At 63.6% G+C, this 15782-nt stretch carries 11 protein-coding genes and 2 tRNA genes; 8 read left to right on the top strand and 5 right to left on the bottom strand.

Features of this window, described 5'->3' with window-relative positions:
* Positions 1–88: 88 nt before the first annotated feature.
* Positions 89–4096 (bottom strand): phosphoribosylformylglycinamidine synthase, encoded by a 4008-nt coding sequence (gene purL, locus ACSQ3O_RS15475; RefSeq protein ID WP_436141134.1) that lies wholly within the window; start codon positions 4094–4096, stop codon positions 89–91.
* A gap of 137 nt (positions 4097–4233) precedes the next feature.
* Between purL and map the strand changes: the two genes are divergently transcribed.
* Positions 4234–5049: a type I methionyl aminopeptidase gene (gene map / locus ACSQ3O_RS15480; RefSeq protein WP_137748084.1), complete on the top strand. Its 816-nt coding sequence runs from the start codon at positions 4234–4236 to the stop codon at positions 5047–5049.
* A 94-nt stretch (positions 5050–5143) separates the two neighbouring features.
* Positions 5144–7744, top strand: coding sequence for a [protein-PII] uridylyltransferase (locus ACSQ3O_RS15485; RefSeq protein ID WP_436139539.1), 2601 nt, complete (start codon positions 5144–5146; stop codon positions 7742–7744).
* A gap of 55 nt (positions 7745–7799) precedes the next feature.
* Here ACSQ3O_RS15485 and def read toward each other — a convergent pair whose 3' ends face one another.
* Positions 7800–8339, bottom strand: coding sequence for a peptide deformylase (gene def, locus ACSQ3O_RS15490; RefSeq protein WP_436139540.1), 540 nt, complete (start codon positions 8337–8339; stop codon positions 7800–7802).
* Between the two features lie 124 nt (positions 8340–8463).
* Here def and ACSQ3O_RS15495 point away from each other — a divergent pair, with 124 nt between their 5' ends.
* The 6 genes from ACSQ3O_RS15495 to ACSQ3O_RS15520 all read left to right on the top strand — a co-directional run bounded on the left by ACSQ3O_RS15495 (position 8464) and on the right by ACSQ3O_RS15520 (position 11725).
* Positions 8464–8892: a YbaN family protein gene (locus ACSQ3O_RS15495; protein WP_436139541.1), complete on the top strand. Its 429-nt coding sequence runs from the start codon at positions 8464–8466 to the stop codon at positions 8890–8892.
* 110 nt (positions 8893–9002) lie between these two features.
* Positions 9003–9078, top strand: a tRNA-Asn gene (locus tag ACSQ3O_RS15500).
* A gap of 65 nt (positions 9079–9143) precedes the next feature.
* Positions 9144–9219: transfer RNA gene (locus ACSQ3O_RS15505), tRNA-Asn, on the top strand.
* A 108-nt stretch (positions 9220–9327) separates the two neighbouring features.
* Positions 9328–10083 (top strand): leucyl/phenylalanyl-tRNA--protein transferase, encoded by a 756-nt coding sequence (aat, locus tag ACSQ3O_RS15510; protein ID WP_436139542.1) that lies wholly within the window; start codon positions 9328–9330, stop codon positions 10081–10083.
* Positions 10080–10838: an arginyltransferase gene (locus ACSQ3O_RS15515; protein ID WP_298457837.1), complete on the top strand. Its 759-nt coding sequence runs from the start codon at positions 10080–10082 to the stop codon at positions 10836–10838. The genes aat and ACSQ3O_RS15515 overlap by 4 nt, the downstream gene beginning before the upstream one ends.
* 56 nt (positions 10839–10894) lie before the next feature.
* Positions 10895–11725: an IclR family transcriptional regulator gene (locus tag ACSQ3O_RS15520; protein ID WP_298457839.1), complete on the top strand. Its 831-nt coding sequence runs from the start codon at positions 10895–10897 to the stop codon at positions 11723–11725.
* 110 nt (positions 11726–11835) lie between these two features.
* Here ACSQ3O_RS15520 and pbpG read toward each other — a convergent pair whose 3' ends face one another.
* From pbpG to pssA, 3 genes are all read right to left on the bottom strand, one after another.
* A complete protein-coding gene (pbpG, locus tag ACSQ3O_RS15525) occupies positions 11836–12918 on the bottom strand; it encodes a D-alanyl-D-alanine endopeptidase (RefSeq protein WP_298457842.1) in 1083 nt (360 codons plus the stop codon).
* A gap of 116 nt (positions 12919–13034) precedes the next feature.
* A complete protein-coding gene (locus ACSQ3O_RS15530; protein WP_298457844.1) occupies positions 13035–14573 on the bottom strand; it encodes a 2-isopropylmalate synthase in 1539 nt (512 codons plus the stop codon).
* A 210-nt stretch (positions 14574–14783) separates the two neighbouring features.
* Positions 14784–15617, bottom strand: a complete 834-nt coding sequence (gene pssA / locus ACSQ3O_RS15535; protein ID WP_436139543.1) for a CDP-diacylglycerol--serine O-phosphatidyltransferase — start codon at positions 15615–15617, stop codon at positions 14784–14786.
* Between the last annotated feature and the right edge of the window lie 165 nt (positions 15618–15782).

A 15782-nucleotide genomic window follows, 5' to 3' on the forward strand; every position in this document is an offset into this window, starting at 1 on the left:
CATCAATCCTGCGGATATCAACGCCCCATGAAAAACGGGGCCGCAGCCCCGTTCCCAATCACGCTTTCTGCCTCAACGGCAGGCGGGGTCAGCCTACCCACTTGCGCGCATTGCGCCAGATGCGCATCCAGCCGCTGTACTCGGCCTTGTCCTCGCTGGTCCAGCTCGTCTGCACGTTGCGGAACACACGCTCGGGGTGCGGCATCATGGCTGTAAAGCGGCCGTCGGCCGTGGTCACGGCCGTGAGACCGCCCGCGCTGCCGTTGGGGTTGAACGGGTACTGCTCGGTGGCGCGGCCGTGGTTGTCCACGTAGCGCATGGCGGCGATGGCCTTGCCGGCGCTGCCCCGGTACTTGAAGTTGGCATAGCCCTCGCCGTGCGCCACCGCAATCGGCAGGCGGCTGCCCGCCATGCCTTGCAGGAACAGGCTGGGCGATTCGAGCACCTCCACCAGCGACAGACGAGCCTCGAAGCGCTCGCTCTGGTTGGTGGTGAAGCGCGGCCAGTCTTGCGCGCCGGGGATGATGTCGGCCAGCTCGGCAAACATCTGGCAGCCGTTGCACACACCCAGGCCGAAGGTGTCCGCGCGGCCGAAGAAGCCCTGGAACTGTGCAGCCAACACCGGGTTGAACGTGATGGAGCGCGCCCAGCCAATGCCCGCGCCCAGCGTGTCGCCATAGCTGAAGCCGCCGCAGGCCACCACGCCCTTGAAGTCTTCGAGCTTGACGCGGCCAGTCTGCAGGTCGGTCATGTGCACGTCGTAGGCCTCGAAGCCCGCTTCGGTGAAGGCATAGGCCATTTCGATGTGCGAGTTCACGCCCTGCTCGCGCAGGATGGCGACCTTGGGCTTGGCGAGGTTCAGGTACGGCGCGGCCACGTTGTCGGCGGCATCGAAGGTGAGGTGCACATGCAAACCCGGGTCGGTGGGCTCGCCCGCTGCGGCGTGCTCGGCATCGGCATTGGCAGGGTTGTCGCGCTGCTGGCAGATCTTCCAGCTCACGGCGTCCCACACCTGGTGCAAATCGGCCAGCTTGGCGCTGAACACGGCCTTGGCATCGCGCCAGACCTGCAGTTCGCCCTTGCCGGCGTCGATTTCTGACGATACGGGGCGCGTCTTGCCGACGAAGTGGCTGAACTTGGACAGGCCATGCTCACGCAGGGTCTGCATCACGTCATTGCGCTCGCTGGTCTTGACCTGCAGCAGCACCCCCAGTTCTTCATTGAACAGCGCCTTGAGCGTGAGTTCTTCGCGGCGCGCGCTCACCTGCTGTGCCCAGTTCTTGGCGTCGCCGGTTTCCATACGGCTGTCGCTGATGCCGTCACCTTCAGTGACCAGCAGGTCCACGTTCAGCGCCACACCCACATGGCCCGCAAAGGCCATTTCGGCGGCTGCCGCCAACAGGCCGCCATCGCTGCGGTCGTGGTACGCCAGAATCTGGCCCTTGGCGCGCAGCGCGTTCACGGCGTTGACCAGGTTGACCAGGTCTTTGGGGTCGTCCACATCGGGCACCACGTCGCCGCTTTGGTCCAGAGTCTGGCCCAGGATGCTGCCGCCCATGCGGTTCTGGCCCTTGCCCAGGTCGATCAGCACCAGCGTGGTGTCGGCCTCGGTGGCGTCGAGCTGGGGGGTGAGCGTGCCGCGCACGTCGGACAGCGAGGCGAAGGCGCTCACGATCAGGCTGACGGGCGAGGTGACCTTCTTCTTGTCCGAACCTTCGCTCCACTGCGTGCGCATGGACAGGCTGTCCTTGCCCACAGGGATGGAGACGCCCAGCGCGGGGCACAGCTCCATGCCCACGGCCTTCACGGTTTCGTACAGCGCGGCGTCTTCGCCGGGCTCGCCGCAGGCAGCCATCCAGTTGGCCGACAGCTTCACGCGCGGCAGCTCGATGGGCGCGGCCAGCAAGTTGGTGATGGCTTCGGCCACCGCCATGCGGCCCGAGGCGGGCGCGTTGATGGCGGCCAGCGGCGTGCGCTCGCCCATGCTCATCGCCTCACCCGCAAAGCCCTTGTAATCGGCCAGCGTCACAGCGCAATCGGCCACGGGCACCTGCCAGGGGCCGACCATCTGATCACGGTGGCTGAGGCCGCCCACGGTGCGATCGCCAATGGTGATGAGGAAGCGCTTGGACGCCACCGTGGGGTGGGCCAGCACGTCGATGACGGCTTTTTGCAGCGGCACGCCGGTCAGGTCCATCGGTGCGAATTCGCGCTCCACGGTGGTCACGTCGCGGTGCATCTTGGGCGGCTTGCCCAAGAGCACGTTCATGGGCATGTCCACGGGCAGTTTTTGGTCATCGGCTGTGGCGGCGGGGTCGTGCAGCACCAGCTGGCGCTCTTCGGTGGCGGTGCCGATCACGGCGAATGGGCAACGCTCACGTTCGCAGAAGGCTTTGAACTGTTCCAGCGACTCGGGCGCAATCGCCAGCACGTAGCGCTCTTGCGACTCGTTGCTCCAGATTTCCTTGGGCGCCATGCCGGACTCTTCGAGCTGCACGGCGCGCAAATCGAAACGTGCGCCACGGCCTGCGTCGTTGGTCAGCTCGGGGAACGCGTTGGACAAGCCACCCGCGCCCACGTCGTGGATGGCCAGGATGGGATTGGCCGCGCCCTGCGCCCAGCAATGGTTGATGACCTCTTGCGCACGGCGCTCAATCTCGGGGTTGCCGCGCTGCACGGAGTCAAAATCCAGCTCGGCGGCGTTGGTGCCGGTGGCCATGGAGCTGGCAGCACTGCCGCCCATGCCGATGCGCATGCCAGGGCCACCCAGCTGGATCAGCAGCGAACCGGCGGGGAATTCGATTTTCTTGGTCAGCTCGGCGTCGATCACGCCCACGCCGCCCGCGATCATGATGGGCTTGTGGTAGCCGCGCTGCACACCGCCAACGTTCTGCTCGTACTCGCGGAAGTAGCCGTTCAGGTTGGGGCGGCCGAATTCATTGTTGAACGCCGCGCCGCCCAAGGGCCCTTCGACCATGATCTGCAGCGGGCTGGCAATGTGCTCGGGCTTGCCCACGGCGCTGCCCCAGAGCTTGGACACGGTGAAACCCGTGAGGCCCGCCTTGGGCTTGGAGCCCCGGCCGGTGGCGCCTTCGTCGCGGATCTCGCCGCCCGCGCCGGTGGATGCGCCCGGGAAGGGCGAGATGGCCGTGGGGTGGTTGTGGGTTTCCACCTTCATCAGCACATGCTGGGTAACGCTACTCTTTTGATAGCTATTAGCGCTTGATGGTTGCGCGGCAGCGGCCATTTTTGCCACAAATCGCTCGACCTGATGGCCTTCCATGACCGAGGCGTTGTCCGAATACGCAATCACCGTGTGCTGGGGTGCCAGCTGGTGGGTGTTGCGGATCATGCCGAACAGGCTCTTGTCCTGCGCCACGCCATCGATGGTGAACTGGGCGTTGAAGATCTTGTGGCGGCAGTGCTCGCTGTTGGCCTGCGCGAACATCATCAGCTCCACGTCGGTGGGGTTGCGCTTCAGCCCATTGAAGGCGTTGACGAGGTAGTCGATTTCATCGTCGGCCAGGGCCAAGCCAAAGCGGGTGTTGGCGGCTTCGAGTGCAACGCGGCCACCGGCCAGCACGTCCACATGCTCCATGGGTGCGGGCTGCAGTTCGGTGAACAGCGCGGCGGCGGCGCTGCGGTCGGCCACCACCGATTCGGTCATGCGGTCGTGCAGCAAGGCGGCGACTTGGCCCAGTTGCTCGGCGGTCAGCTCGGGCGTCTTGCCCAGCAGGCCCGATTTCAGGCTGATGCGGTATTCGGTGATGCGCTCCACGCGGCGGATGGCGATGCCGCAGTTGCGCGCAATGTCGGTGGCCTTGGAGGCCCAGGGCGAGAGCGTGCCCAGGCGGGGCGTGACGATGAGGGCGGCGCCGTCCTCGGGGCCTGCGTAAGGGTCGCCGTAGGTCAGCAGCGCAGCCAGACGTTCTTGTTCAGCGGGCGTGGGGGCCGCATCGGTGGCGACCAGGTGCACGAAACGCGCTGCAATGCCACTGATCTTGGGGTGGATCGCCTCCAGGGCGGGTTGAAGTTGCTGGGCGCGGAAGGAGCTGAGGGCGTTGCCGCCCGCCAGCGTGGTCATGTGCAAGGTCACGGTAGCGGCCTGTTGGGGGGTGTCAGGGGTAGAGGGTGGCTCCGGGCGCCAGCGTGCAACCAGCACCGGAGCCCTCCATTTTACCGGGCATGGCCCGCCCGCCTGCGCAGCCGAGGGGCGAATGGGATAATCGGGGGATGAGCATCACCATCAAAAGCGCCGAGGACATCGAGGGCATGCGTCTGGCCTGCCGCCTGGCCTCCGAAGTGCTGGACTACATCGCCCCCCACATCAAGCCCGGCATCACCACCAAGGAAATCGACCGCCTGGGTGCCGAATGCATGGCACAGCAGGGCACCATCTCGGCCACCGTGGGTTACCAGCCCCCCGGCTACCCGCCCTACCCGGCTTCGCTGTGCACTTCGGTCAACCATGTGGTGTGCCACGGCATCCCCAACGACAAGCCGCTCAAGAAGGGCGATATCGTCAACGTGGACGTGACCGTGATCACCAAGGATGGCTGGTACGGCGACAACAGCCGCATGTACATGATCGGCGAGTGCTCGATTGCCGCCAAGCGGCTCACCGCCATCACGTTCGATGCCATGTGGCACGGCATCGTGCAGGTCAAGCCCGGCGCCCACCTGGGCGATATCGGCCACGCGATCCAGAAGTTCGCAGAAGCGCAGGGCTTCTCCATCGTGCGCGAGTTCTGCGGCCATGGCATCGGCAAGAAGTTCCACGAAGAACCCCAGGTGCTGCACTACGGCCGCCCCGGCACACTCGAAAAGCTGGAGCCCGGCATGGTCTTCACCATCGAGCCCATGATCAACGCGGGCCGCCGCGAGGTGAAGGAACACGGCAACGACGGCTGGACCATCGTGACCAAGGACCACAGCCTGTCGGCCCAGTGGGAGCACACGGTGCTGGTCACGGAGACGGGGTACGAGGTGATGACGCTGTCAGCGGGCTCGCCCCCGCTGCCACCCTTTGTGACAGCCACCAAGACCTGAGGCGACTGCGGGGCCCCCCGCTCCCGCGCACCAGGCAGCCGCTTGCATAACTCTTGCATGGCTTTTTCATGGCCTCCCACGATACTTACCGACCATGACTGAACTCCATGCCCTGCGCGACGCCTACCGCAGCGACAAGGCCGCCCTGCTGGCGGCCATGAAAGCCACCGGCGCATCGACACGCGGCATCCGCGTGCTGCTGCGCAAGCTGTCATCACTGGCGGGCAACCTGCTGCAGACCCTGTGGCAACGCGCCCAGCTCCCCGACGACATGGCCCTGGTGGCAGTGGGCGGCTTTGGGCGCGACCAGCTGTTCCCCTATTCCGATGTCGATGTCCTGCTGCTGCTGCCCGACGGCGCGGCGCCCGAGGCCGGCAGCGCCTTGCGTGCAAAGCTGGAAGGCTTCATTGGCAGTTGCTGGGACACGGGCCTGGAGATCGGGTCGAGCGTGCGCACGGTGGCCGAGTGCCTGGCCGAAAGCGCGGGCGATGTCACCGTACAGACCTCGCTGCTCGAATCTCGGCTGGTGTGCGGCAATGCTGCGCTGTTTGCCGAATTCCAGCGCCAGTACCGCGCGCAAATGAACCCCCAGGCCTTCCTGGTCGCCAAGACCCTGGAAATGCGCCAGCGCCACAACAAATACGAGAACACGCCCTACTCGCTGGAGCCCAACTGCAAGGAGTCGCCCGGCGGACTGCGCGACCTGCAGATGATCCTGTGGGTGGCACAGGGCGCGGGGCTGGGTCGCAACTGGAAGGAACTGGCCGCCAGCGGCATGGCCACCGCCTTTGAAGTGCGCCAGATCGAGCGCAACGAGGCGCTGCTGTGCCTGATCCGGGCCCGCCTGCATGCGGCGGCCGGGAGGCACGAAGACCGCCTGGTGTTCGACCTGCAGACGGCCGTGGCCGAATCGTTCGGCTACCGCTCGCAGGCGCCCGATGGCTCGCGCCTGCCCATGCGGGCCAGCGAAAGCCTGATGCGCCGCTATTACTGGGCGGCCAAGGCCGTATCGCAGCTCAGCCAGATCCTGCTGCTGAACATCGAAGAGCGCCTGAACCCATCGACGCACGAGCCGCGCCCCATCAACGAGAGATTCTTCGAGAAGGCGGGCCTCATCGAAGTGGCCAGCGACGACCTGTATACCCGCGACCCGCACACGATCCTGGAGACCTTCCTGCTCTACCAGACCACCGTGGGGCTCAAGGACCTGTCGGCGCGCACCTTGCGTGCGCTGTACAACGCACGCGGCGTGATGGACAGCGCCTTCCGCCGCGACCCGGTCAACCGCGATGCCTTCATGCGCATCCTGCAGCAGCCCTCGGGCATCACCCACGCCATGCGGCTGATGAACCAGACCTCGGTGCTGGGGCGCTACCTGTGGCCGTTCCGCCGCATCGTGGGGCAGATGCAGCACGACTTGTTCCACGTCTACACGGTGGACCAGCACATCCTGATGGTGCTGCGCAATGTGCGTCGTTTCTTCATGGCCGAGCATGCGCACGAGTACCCGTTCTGCTCGCAGCTGGCTGCAGGCTGGGACAAGCCCTGGATCCTGTATGTAGCGGCGCTGTTCCATGACATTGGCAAGGGGCGCGGCGGCGACCATTCGCAGATCGGCGCCGAAGAAGTGCGGCGCTTTTGCCGCCAGCATGGTGTGGACCGCGAAGACGCCCGGCTCATCGAGTTTCTGGTGCGCGAACACCTGACCATGAGCACCGTAGCGCAAAAGCAGGACCTGAGCGACCCGGATGTGATCGCCGCATTTGCACGCCGCGTGGGCAATGAGCGCAACCTCACAGCCATGTACCTGCTCACCGTGGCGGACATCCGAGGCACCAGCCCCAAGGTCTGGAACGCCTGGAAGGGCAAGCTGCTGGAAGACCTGTACCGCGCCACGCTGCGCACCCTGGGCGGCCGCGCCCCCGATGCAGCCGCCGAGATCGAGGCCCGCAAGCGCGAGGCATTGGTGCTGCTGGCGCTCAACGCGCTGCCGTTCGAGGCCCACAAGGCCCTGTGGGCAACGCTCGACGTGAGCTACTTCATGCGCCACGACGCGGCCGACATTGCCTGGCACACACGCCATCTGTCGCGCCACGTGGGCACCGCCAAACCAGTGGTGCGCGCCCGCCAGTCGCTGGCAGGTGACGGGCTGCAGGTGATGGTCTACGCCGCCGACCAGGCCGACCTGTTTGCACGCATCTGTGGCTACTTCGACCGCGTGGGCTTCAGCATCCTCGATGCACGCGTGCACACCGCCAACAACGGCTATGCGCTGGACACCTTCCAGGTCGTGGCCTCTTCCGCGTCTGAACAGCCCGGGCACTACCGCGAGCTGACCCACATGGTCGAGAGCGACCTGATGCGTGTGATCGAGGAAGGCGGACCGCTGCCGGAGCCCGCGCGCAAGCGGGTCTCGCGCCGGGTCAAGAGCTTCCCGGTCGCCCCCCGCGTGACCCTGCGGCCCGACGAAAAAGCGCAGCGCTGGCTGCTGGCCATCTCGGCCAGCGACCGGGCGGGCCTGCTGTATCTGGTGGCACGCATCCTGGCGCAGCACCACCTGAGCGTGCAATTGGCCAAGGTCAGCACCTTGGGTGAGCGGGTGGAGGACACCTTCCTTATCCAGGGCCCCGAGCTGCAGAACAACGCGCGCCAGATCCAGATCGAGACCGAACTGCTGCGCGAGCTATCGTCCTGACGGACTCCATGGGTGCCACTGTCCGCTGACGCGCGGCACCGCACAGCCGGTCGCGTCAGTCGTCCTCTGCGGCGCCAATGTCGGGAAACAGCACCTCGGTGAACCCGAACTGCGCGAAGTCCCGCACCCGCATCGGGTACAGCTTGCCGGTGAGGTGGTCGCATTCATGCTGCACCACGCGGGCATGGAAACCTTCCACCGTGCGGTCGATGGGGTCTCCATAGGGGTCAAAGCCTGTGTAGCGGATACGTGACCAGCGCGGTACCTTGCCACGCAGACCCGGCACGGACAGGCAGCCTTCCCAGTCCTCCTCCTCTTCATCACCCAAAGGGGTGATGACAGGGTTCAGCAGCACGGTCGGGGGCACCAGTGGCCGGTCCGGGTAGCGCGGATTGCGGTCATTGGAGCCAAAAATCACCAGCTGCAAGTCCACACCAATCTGGGGCGCCGCCAGGCCTGCCCCGTTGACGGATCGCATGGTGTCGAACATGTCCCGCACGAGAAGATGCAGGGCGTCGGTGTCAAACTCGGTCACGGGCTGGGCAATGCGCAGTAAGCGCGGGTCGCCCATCTTCAGGATGGTGTGGATGGTCATCGGATGAAAAATCTCTGCAAAAGCGGGCGCGCAGATGCGCGCTGGCGTATAGGGCGCATGCAGCATAGCGCGCGGGCGGCCATTGCGCAGCAGGGCAACCTGCAAGCCCGTTCACAATATGCCCATGGCTACGACGCCTCCTGAAGATCCCTTGGTCGAGCCCCCCGAACCCTCGCCACGCCCCCTGCCCTGGCCCGTGCGCTGGCTGCTACAGGCCTTCGCCGTGTTGTGCCTGGTGATGGGGGCCATCGGCGTGGTTGTTCCCGGCCTGCCCACCACCGTGTTCATCCTCATGGCGGCATGGGCGGCTGCCCGCAGCTCGCCACGGCTGTACCGCTGGCTCTGGCACCACCGGCTGTTTGGCCCACTGCTGCGCAACTGGGCCCAGGGTGGCAAGGTCAGCCGCCGCGCCAAGTGGAGCGCAGCCCTCATGATGTCCTTGAGTGCCGTGGTCCTGCTGCTCACGGTGTCACGCCCATGGATCGTGGCAATGGCCATCGGGTGCATGGCCTGCGTGCTGGCATGGCTGTGGCGCCGGCCCGAGCCATCATGAAAGAACAAGGGTCGTACCCGCGCCGCGCGACAAAGAAAATCAGGCCGATTACACAAACCCACTGCAAACGAGTTTTGAGCTGATTTTTGTGTATATAATCTAAGTCTTGTTCCTCGATAGCTCAGTCGGTAGAGCGCCGGACTGTTAATCCGTAGGTCCCTGGTTCGAGCCCAGGTCGAGGAGCCAAGAATTTGCAGGCCCTGCATGAGTGAAGCGGGGCCTTTTACATACCGAGTTTACGTACCGATTATTCCTCGATAGCTCAGTCGGTAGAGCGCCGGACTGTTAATCCGTAGGTCCCTGGTTCGAGCCCAGGTCGAGGAGCCACTCAAAAATCCCTGCACCGCCATCCGGTGCAGGGATTTTTTTTGCCCTCGGCACCCCAGTTCATCGCCGATCACATGCCAGACAATGGTGTCTTTGCGTTTTGCCACCATGCCCCCGCAATTGCCCTGGCTGGAAACCGAAGACTCCTTCCCTGCACCGGCCACCGCCTGGGGGCCTGATGACCCCGCGCCCGGCCTGCTGGCCGCTGGGGGCTCCCTGGATGTCCTCCGCCTGCGCGCCGCATACGCACAAGGCACCTTTCCCTGGTACGGACCGGGGCAACCCATCCTGTGGTGGGCACCAGATCCGCGCATGGTGCTGCCTGTCTCGGAGTTCCGGCTGCACCGATCCCTGCGCAAGACACTGCAGGCCTTCCGCACACAAGACCACTGCGAAATCCGGTTGGACCACGCATTCAAGGAGGTCATCACCGCATGCGCAACTAAGGAGCGCGAAGGGCAAGCAGGGACCTGGATCGTGCCGGAGATGGTCGAGGCCTACACCCGGTTGCATGCAGCAGGCTATGCCCATAGTGTTGAGACCTGGATCCATGGCGAGCTGGTCGGCGGCCTGTATTGCGTGGCGCTGGGCCGGGCTGTGTTTGGCGAATCCATGTTTGCCCACGCCACCGATGCATCCAAGATCGCCCTCTCCGCCCTGGTGGCGCTGTGCCGCCACCACGGTGTGAGCATGATCGATTGCCAGCAAAACACCGGGCACCTGGCATTCCTCGGAGGGCGCGAAATCGCCCGCACCGAGTTCCTTGCACACGTCGAGAGGGCTCGTAACGAACCCCCTCTTACCTGGGCATTCGACCCCGTATACTGGAACGCGCTGCTGCCCACTCTGGCCCCCAAGGCATGACGCAACTCAACGACCTCCCACTGCAAACCCTGCAGTTCTACGCGACAGCCCCTTACCCCTGCAGTTACCTGCCGGACAGGCAGGCGCGATCGCAGGTCGCCACACCCAGCCACCTGATCCAGAGCGACCTGTACTCTGACCTGGTCGCCAAGGGCTTTCGCCGCAGCGGGATGTTTACCTACCGGCCCTACTGCGACGGGTGCCAGGCCTGCACGCCGCTGCGGGTGGTGGCTGACGAATTCACACCCGATCGCAGCCAACGGCGTGCCGCCGCCCGCCATGCGAAATTGCAAGCCCGCGTGCTGCGTCTGTGTTTCGTGCCAGAGCACTACCAGCTCTACCTGCGCTATCAGAATGGGCGCCATGCAGGCGGGGGCATGGACCATGACAGCATCGACCAGTACACCCAGTTTCTCCTGCAAAGCCGCGTCAACTCGCGGCTGGTGGAGTTTCGGGAGACCGACGCGTCAGGGGAGCCCGGCGCACTGAAGATGGTCTCCATCCTGGATGTGCTCGATGACGGTTTGTCTGCGGTCTACACCTTCTATGAGCCCGAGCCTCATTGCAGCTACGGCACCTACAACGTTCTCTGGCAAATCGAACAGGCGCGTTCGCTGGGCCTGCCCCATGTGTACCTGGGCTACTGGATCGAGGCCAGCCCCAAAATGAACTACAAGGCCCGCTTTCATCCGCACGAGATCCGCACGGAGGGCCAGTGGCACCGCACAGATGCGCCCCCACCCCGCAGCGCCTGAACACCTGGCAACATTTCACAAGGTAAGATGCAGCGGCTTTTGCTTCACTGCCGCCCATGAAAAAAATCGATCCCAGCATTCCCGTCAAACCCAGCGTCCAGGTGCTGGAGCGTATGTTTACGCTGATCGATGTGCTGGCTTCCCGTGAAGATGCAATCTCACTGAAAGAGATCAGTGAAAAGACAGGCCTGCATCCGTCCACCACCCACCGCATCCTGAACGACCTGACCATCGGGCGGTTCGTAGACCGCCCGGAGTCAGGCAGCTACCGGCTGGGCATGCGGCTGCTGGAGCTGGGCAACCTGGTCAAGGCGCGGCTGAGCGTGCGCGATGCGGCCCTGACCCCCATGCGCAACCTGCACAAGCTGATCCAGCAGCCCGTCAACCTGAGCATGCGCCAAGGGGACGAGATTGTGTATGTAGAGCGCGCCTACAGCGAACGCTCGGGCATGCAGGTGGTGCGCGCCATCGGGGGCCGAGCCCCTTTGCACCTCACATCCACCGGCAAGCTTTTTCTGGCGCTGGACGACCCCCAGCGTGTTCGCGCCTATGCCACGCGCACCGGCCTGGCGGGCCACACCCGCAACAGCATCACCCAGTTGCCGGTTCTGGAGCGAGAACTGGCCAAAGCACGCCAGTACGGCATTGCCCGAGACAACGAAGAGCTGGAGCTTGGAGTGCGCTGCATGGCTGCAGGGGTGTATGACGACCAGGGCAAGCTCGTGGCCGGCTTGTCCATTTCCGCCCCCGCTGATCGGCTGGACGAAGGCTGGATGCCCAAGCTGCAGGCCACCGCCAACGAAATATCCCTGGCACTGGGGCATGTGTCCGCTGCCGACACCAGCCATGATGCGGCAAGCAGTGGCGGTCAAACCGACTTCCGCTAGTCTTCGCGGTTTGAAGGCAGCCGCTCCACCCGCTGGAGCCAAAACAAAAAACACCCGATAAGCCGTTCGTCTATCGGGTGTTTTTTCAAGCTTGGGGGCTCGCCAGATTTTCAGCCGTTACCACCCCGGGCAGAATGCAAGGGCGCAGCCAGTGTCGGTGTGGACTCGACCCATTGGCGCACACGTTCTGCGTCTCCCAACCGGCTGAACTTGCCTGCCGAATCCAGGAACACCATGATCAGCTTGCGCCCAGCCACCTGGGCCTGCATGACAAGGCAACGCCCCGCCTCGGAGATATAGCCGGTTTTTTGCAGGCCAATATCCCAGGTGGGATTCTTCACAAGACCGTTGGTGTTGTTGTATTGCAGAGTTTTGCGCCCCACAGCCACCTCATAACCCGGAGAAGTGGATAGCTCCCGCAGCAAGGGGTCGCCGTGGGCCACGTTCACCAAGGTTGCCAGATCGCGCGCGCTGGACTGGTTGCGGCTGGACAAACCGGTGGGCTCCACATACCGCGTATCAGTCATTCCCAGCAGACGGGCCTTGGCATTCATCTGAGCGACAAAAACCTCCAGCCCGCCCGGATACGTGCGGCCCAACGCATGCGCCGCGCGGTTCTCGCTGGACATGAGTGCCAGGTGCAGCATTTCACCGCGCGTGAGGGTGGTCCCGACCGTCAAGCGAGAACGGCTGCCTTTTTCAGTATCCACATCATCCTGGGTGATCGTCAAAGGCTCATCCATGGGCAACTTGGCCTGGGAAATGAGCATGCCGGTCATGAGCTTGGTCAGGGATGCAATGGGCAACACGGCATGGTCGTTTTTGCTGAGCAAAACCTCGTGCGTGTCCTGATCCATCACCAGCGCCACGCTGGATTTGAGATCCAGCGGGTCATTGACTTCATGCAGGCCCGCGATTTGGCCAAACGACTGCTTGGCTGGCACAAACGCGACCCGGGTGGGTGCCTTTGCCGTCTTGGCGGTAACCCGCACGGCCTTGGCATTGGTGCTGGCCGCTACCTTGCGTGGCGCCACCGCACGCTTGGTGTTTGCCGAACTCACCTGCTGCTTTTTAGGTACAGCCTTTTTCTGCTCACCCGCATGTACGAGGGGGCTGACGAGGGCCGCACTCACAACGGCAAAGCCCAAAAACTGGAAAAAACGGGTCACTGCAGAGCGGTGGCGATGGTGCATCAAAGTGCTCCAAACGGTAATAAGTGTTGAGCAGTGTACAGAATCAAAAAAAGTCGCGCAAGATCAATACCTTGCGCGACTTTCCCAGAAAGTGAGTGAAATTATAAATCGATCACTCAGCCCTGGGCGGCCACCCGGTCGGCTTTACTTTGTAACTTGTTCAGGGCGCTCAGGTAGGCCTTGGCGGAAGCGACAACGATATCAGGATCTGCTCCCACGCCATTCACAACCCGGCCGCTGTTCTGCAAGCGCACCGTCACCTCGCCCTGGCTCTCGGTCGAGCCGCTGATCGCATTCACCGAATAGAGCACCATCTCGGCACCGCTCTTGACATGCGACTCGATGGCCTTGAGCGAAGCATCCACAGGACCATTGCCCTCGGATTCGCTGCGCACCTCTTGCCCATCGACGGTGAAAACAATCCGTGCACGGGGCTGCTCGCCGGTTTCGCTCTGCTGGAACAGCGAGACAAAGCCGTACTGCTCTTTTTCGGCCGTCACGCTCTCATCGCTGACCAGGGCCAGGATGTCCTCATCAAAAATCTCGCTCTTGCGATCGGCCAGCTCCTTGAACTTGGCGAAGGCGACGTTGATTTCGGTTTCGCTGTCGAGCTGCACACCCAGCTCCTGCAGACGCTGCTTGAAGGCGTTGCGGCCGCTGAGCTTGCCCAGCACGATCTTGTTGGCACTCCAGCCCACATCCTCGGCGCGCATGATCTCGTAGGTATCGCGGGCCTTGAGCACGCCATCCTGGTGAATGCCGCTGGCATGCGCAAACGCATTGGCGCCCACCACGGCCTTGTTGGGCTGCACCACAAAACCCGTGGTCTGGCTCACCATGCGGCTGGCGGCAACAATGTGCTGGGTCTCGATACCCAGATCGAGGCCAAAATAATCCTTCCGGGTCTTCACGGCCATCACGATCTCTTCAAGCGAGCAGTTGCCAGCGCGCTCGCCCAGGCCGTTGATCGTGCATTCCACTTGGCGCGCACCGCCGATCTTCACACCCGCCAGCGAGTTCGCCACGGCCATGCCCAAGTCGTTGTGGCAATGCACGGACCAGATCGCCTTGTCGCTGTTAGGAATGCGTTCGCGCAGCGTCTTGATGAAGTTGCCGTACAGCTCGGGCACGGCATAGCCCACGGTGTCAGGCACATTGATGGTAGTGGCGCCTTCAGCGATCACGGCTTCCAGCACGCGGCAGAGGAAGTCCGGGTCGCTGCGGTAGCCGTCTTCGGGGCTGAACTCGATGTCGGCCACAAGATTGCGCGCAAAACGCACAGATTGTTTGGCCTGCTCCAGCACCTGCTCGGGCGTCATGCGCAGCTTCTTTTCCATGTGCAACGCGCTGGTGGCGATGAACGTGTGGATGCGCGCGCTGTTGGCGCCCTTGAGTGCTTCAGCCGCACGCGAGATGTCGCGGTCGTTGGCGCGTGAGAGCGAGCAGATGGTCGAGTCCTTGATGGCGTTGGCAATGGCTTGCACCGCCTCGAAATCGCCGTTGGAGCTGGCGGCAAAACCGGCCTCGATCACATCCACCTTCAGGCGTTCGAGCTGACGCGCGATGCGCAGCTTCTCGTCCTTGGTCATCGAAGCGCCGGGGGACTGCTCACCATCGCGCAAGGTGGTATCAAAAATGATCAGTTTGTCAGCCATGTTGTTCTCCTGGTATCAGTGGGTGGGGCCCGCAACGTCAAAAATCTGGCGCCCAAAACAAAAGGCCCGTTGCGGGTGCATACGGGCCTTTGTGGAAAAAGTGTGCGCGTGCGCCTACCGTCTCCGCCCGTGGGGAGGTAGCAGTAGAGCCAGCGCAAACGTGTTCATGCAACGCAATGTAGCACAACTGCGCCGCAGCGGCGGCGATGCTCACTTGTGCAACCCGCGTTCGTCGGGCTCATCCGTGGAGGTGCTGATCACGCTGCTGTGCTGGCCCTTGGCCTTGCGCCAGGCATACACCGCGTAGCCAGACAGGCCATAAAAAACGAACACGCCAAACAGCACGATGGGCGGGTGGATGTTGATGACGGCAATGCCCAGCGCAATCAGCACGATGGCGGCAAAGGGCACGCTCTTTTTCATCTGCACATCTTTGAAGCTGTAGAACGGCACATTGGTGACCATGGTCAACCCCGAATACAGCGTGAAGGCGAACATGATCCACGTGATTTGCGACCAGGTGAGCCAAGAATCCTCACCTGGGCGCACGCCCAGCTCCGTCATCAGCCAGATGAAGCCAGCCACCAGTGCAGCGGCTGCAGGCGAAGGCAGGCCCTGAAAGTAGCGCTTGTCCACCACGCCGGTGTTCACATTGAAGCGTGCCAGTCGCAGCGCCGCGCAAGCACAGTACACAAAAGCGGCAATCCAGCCCCAGCGCCCAAGGCCTTGCAGCGACCACTCGTAGGCAATCAGTGCGGGCGCGGCACCAAACGACACCATGTCGGACAACGAGTCCATCTGCTCACCAAACGCACTTTGGGTGTTGGTCATGCGGGCCACTCGCCCGTCGAGGCTGTCGAGCACCATCGCACAGAACACACCCACCGCCGCCATGTCGAAACGGCCATTCATGGCCATGACGATGGAATAAAACCCCCCGAACAAGGCCGCCAGCGTGAACAGGTTGGGCAGGATGTAGATGCCCTTGCGCCGTTTGCGCACCATCACACCAGGGTTCTCGGTGGATTCATTGCCGTCATGCATCAAAAAAGACCTCCAGCGCTCGCCCATCAAGCGCAAGCCGCTACTGAATTTATAGTATGCCCCGTCAGCCTGCGGCGCACAAAGGCCCCCACACGCACACAAGGCGAAGGCCGCAGTGTAGCGCCTGCACACCGGCGCACCCGGCAACAAAAAAGGCCACCGAAG

The organism is Acidovorax sp. LjRoot74 (assembly GCF_964254355.1).
Classification (GTDB): Bacteria; Pseudomonadota; Gammaproteobacteria; order Burkholderiales; family Burkholderiaceae_C; genus Acidovorax.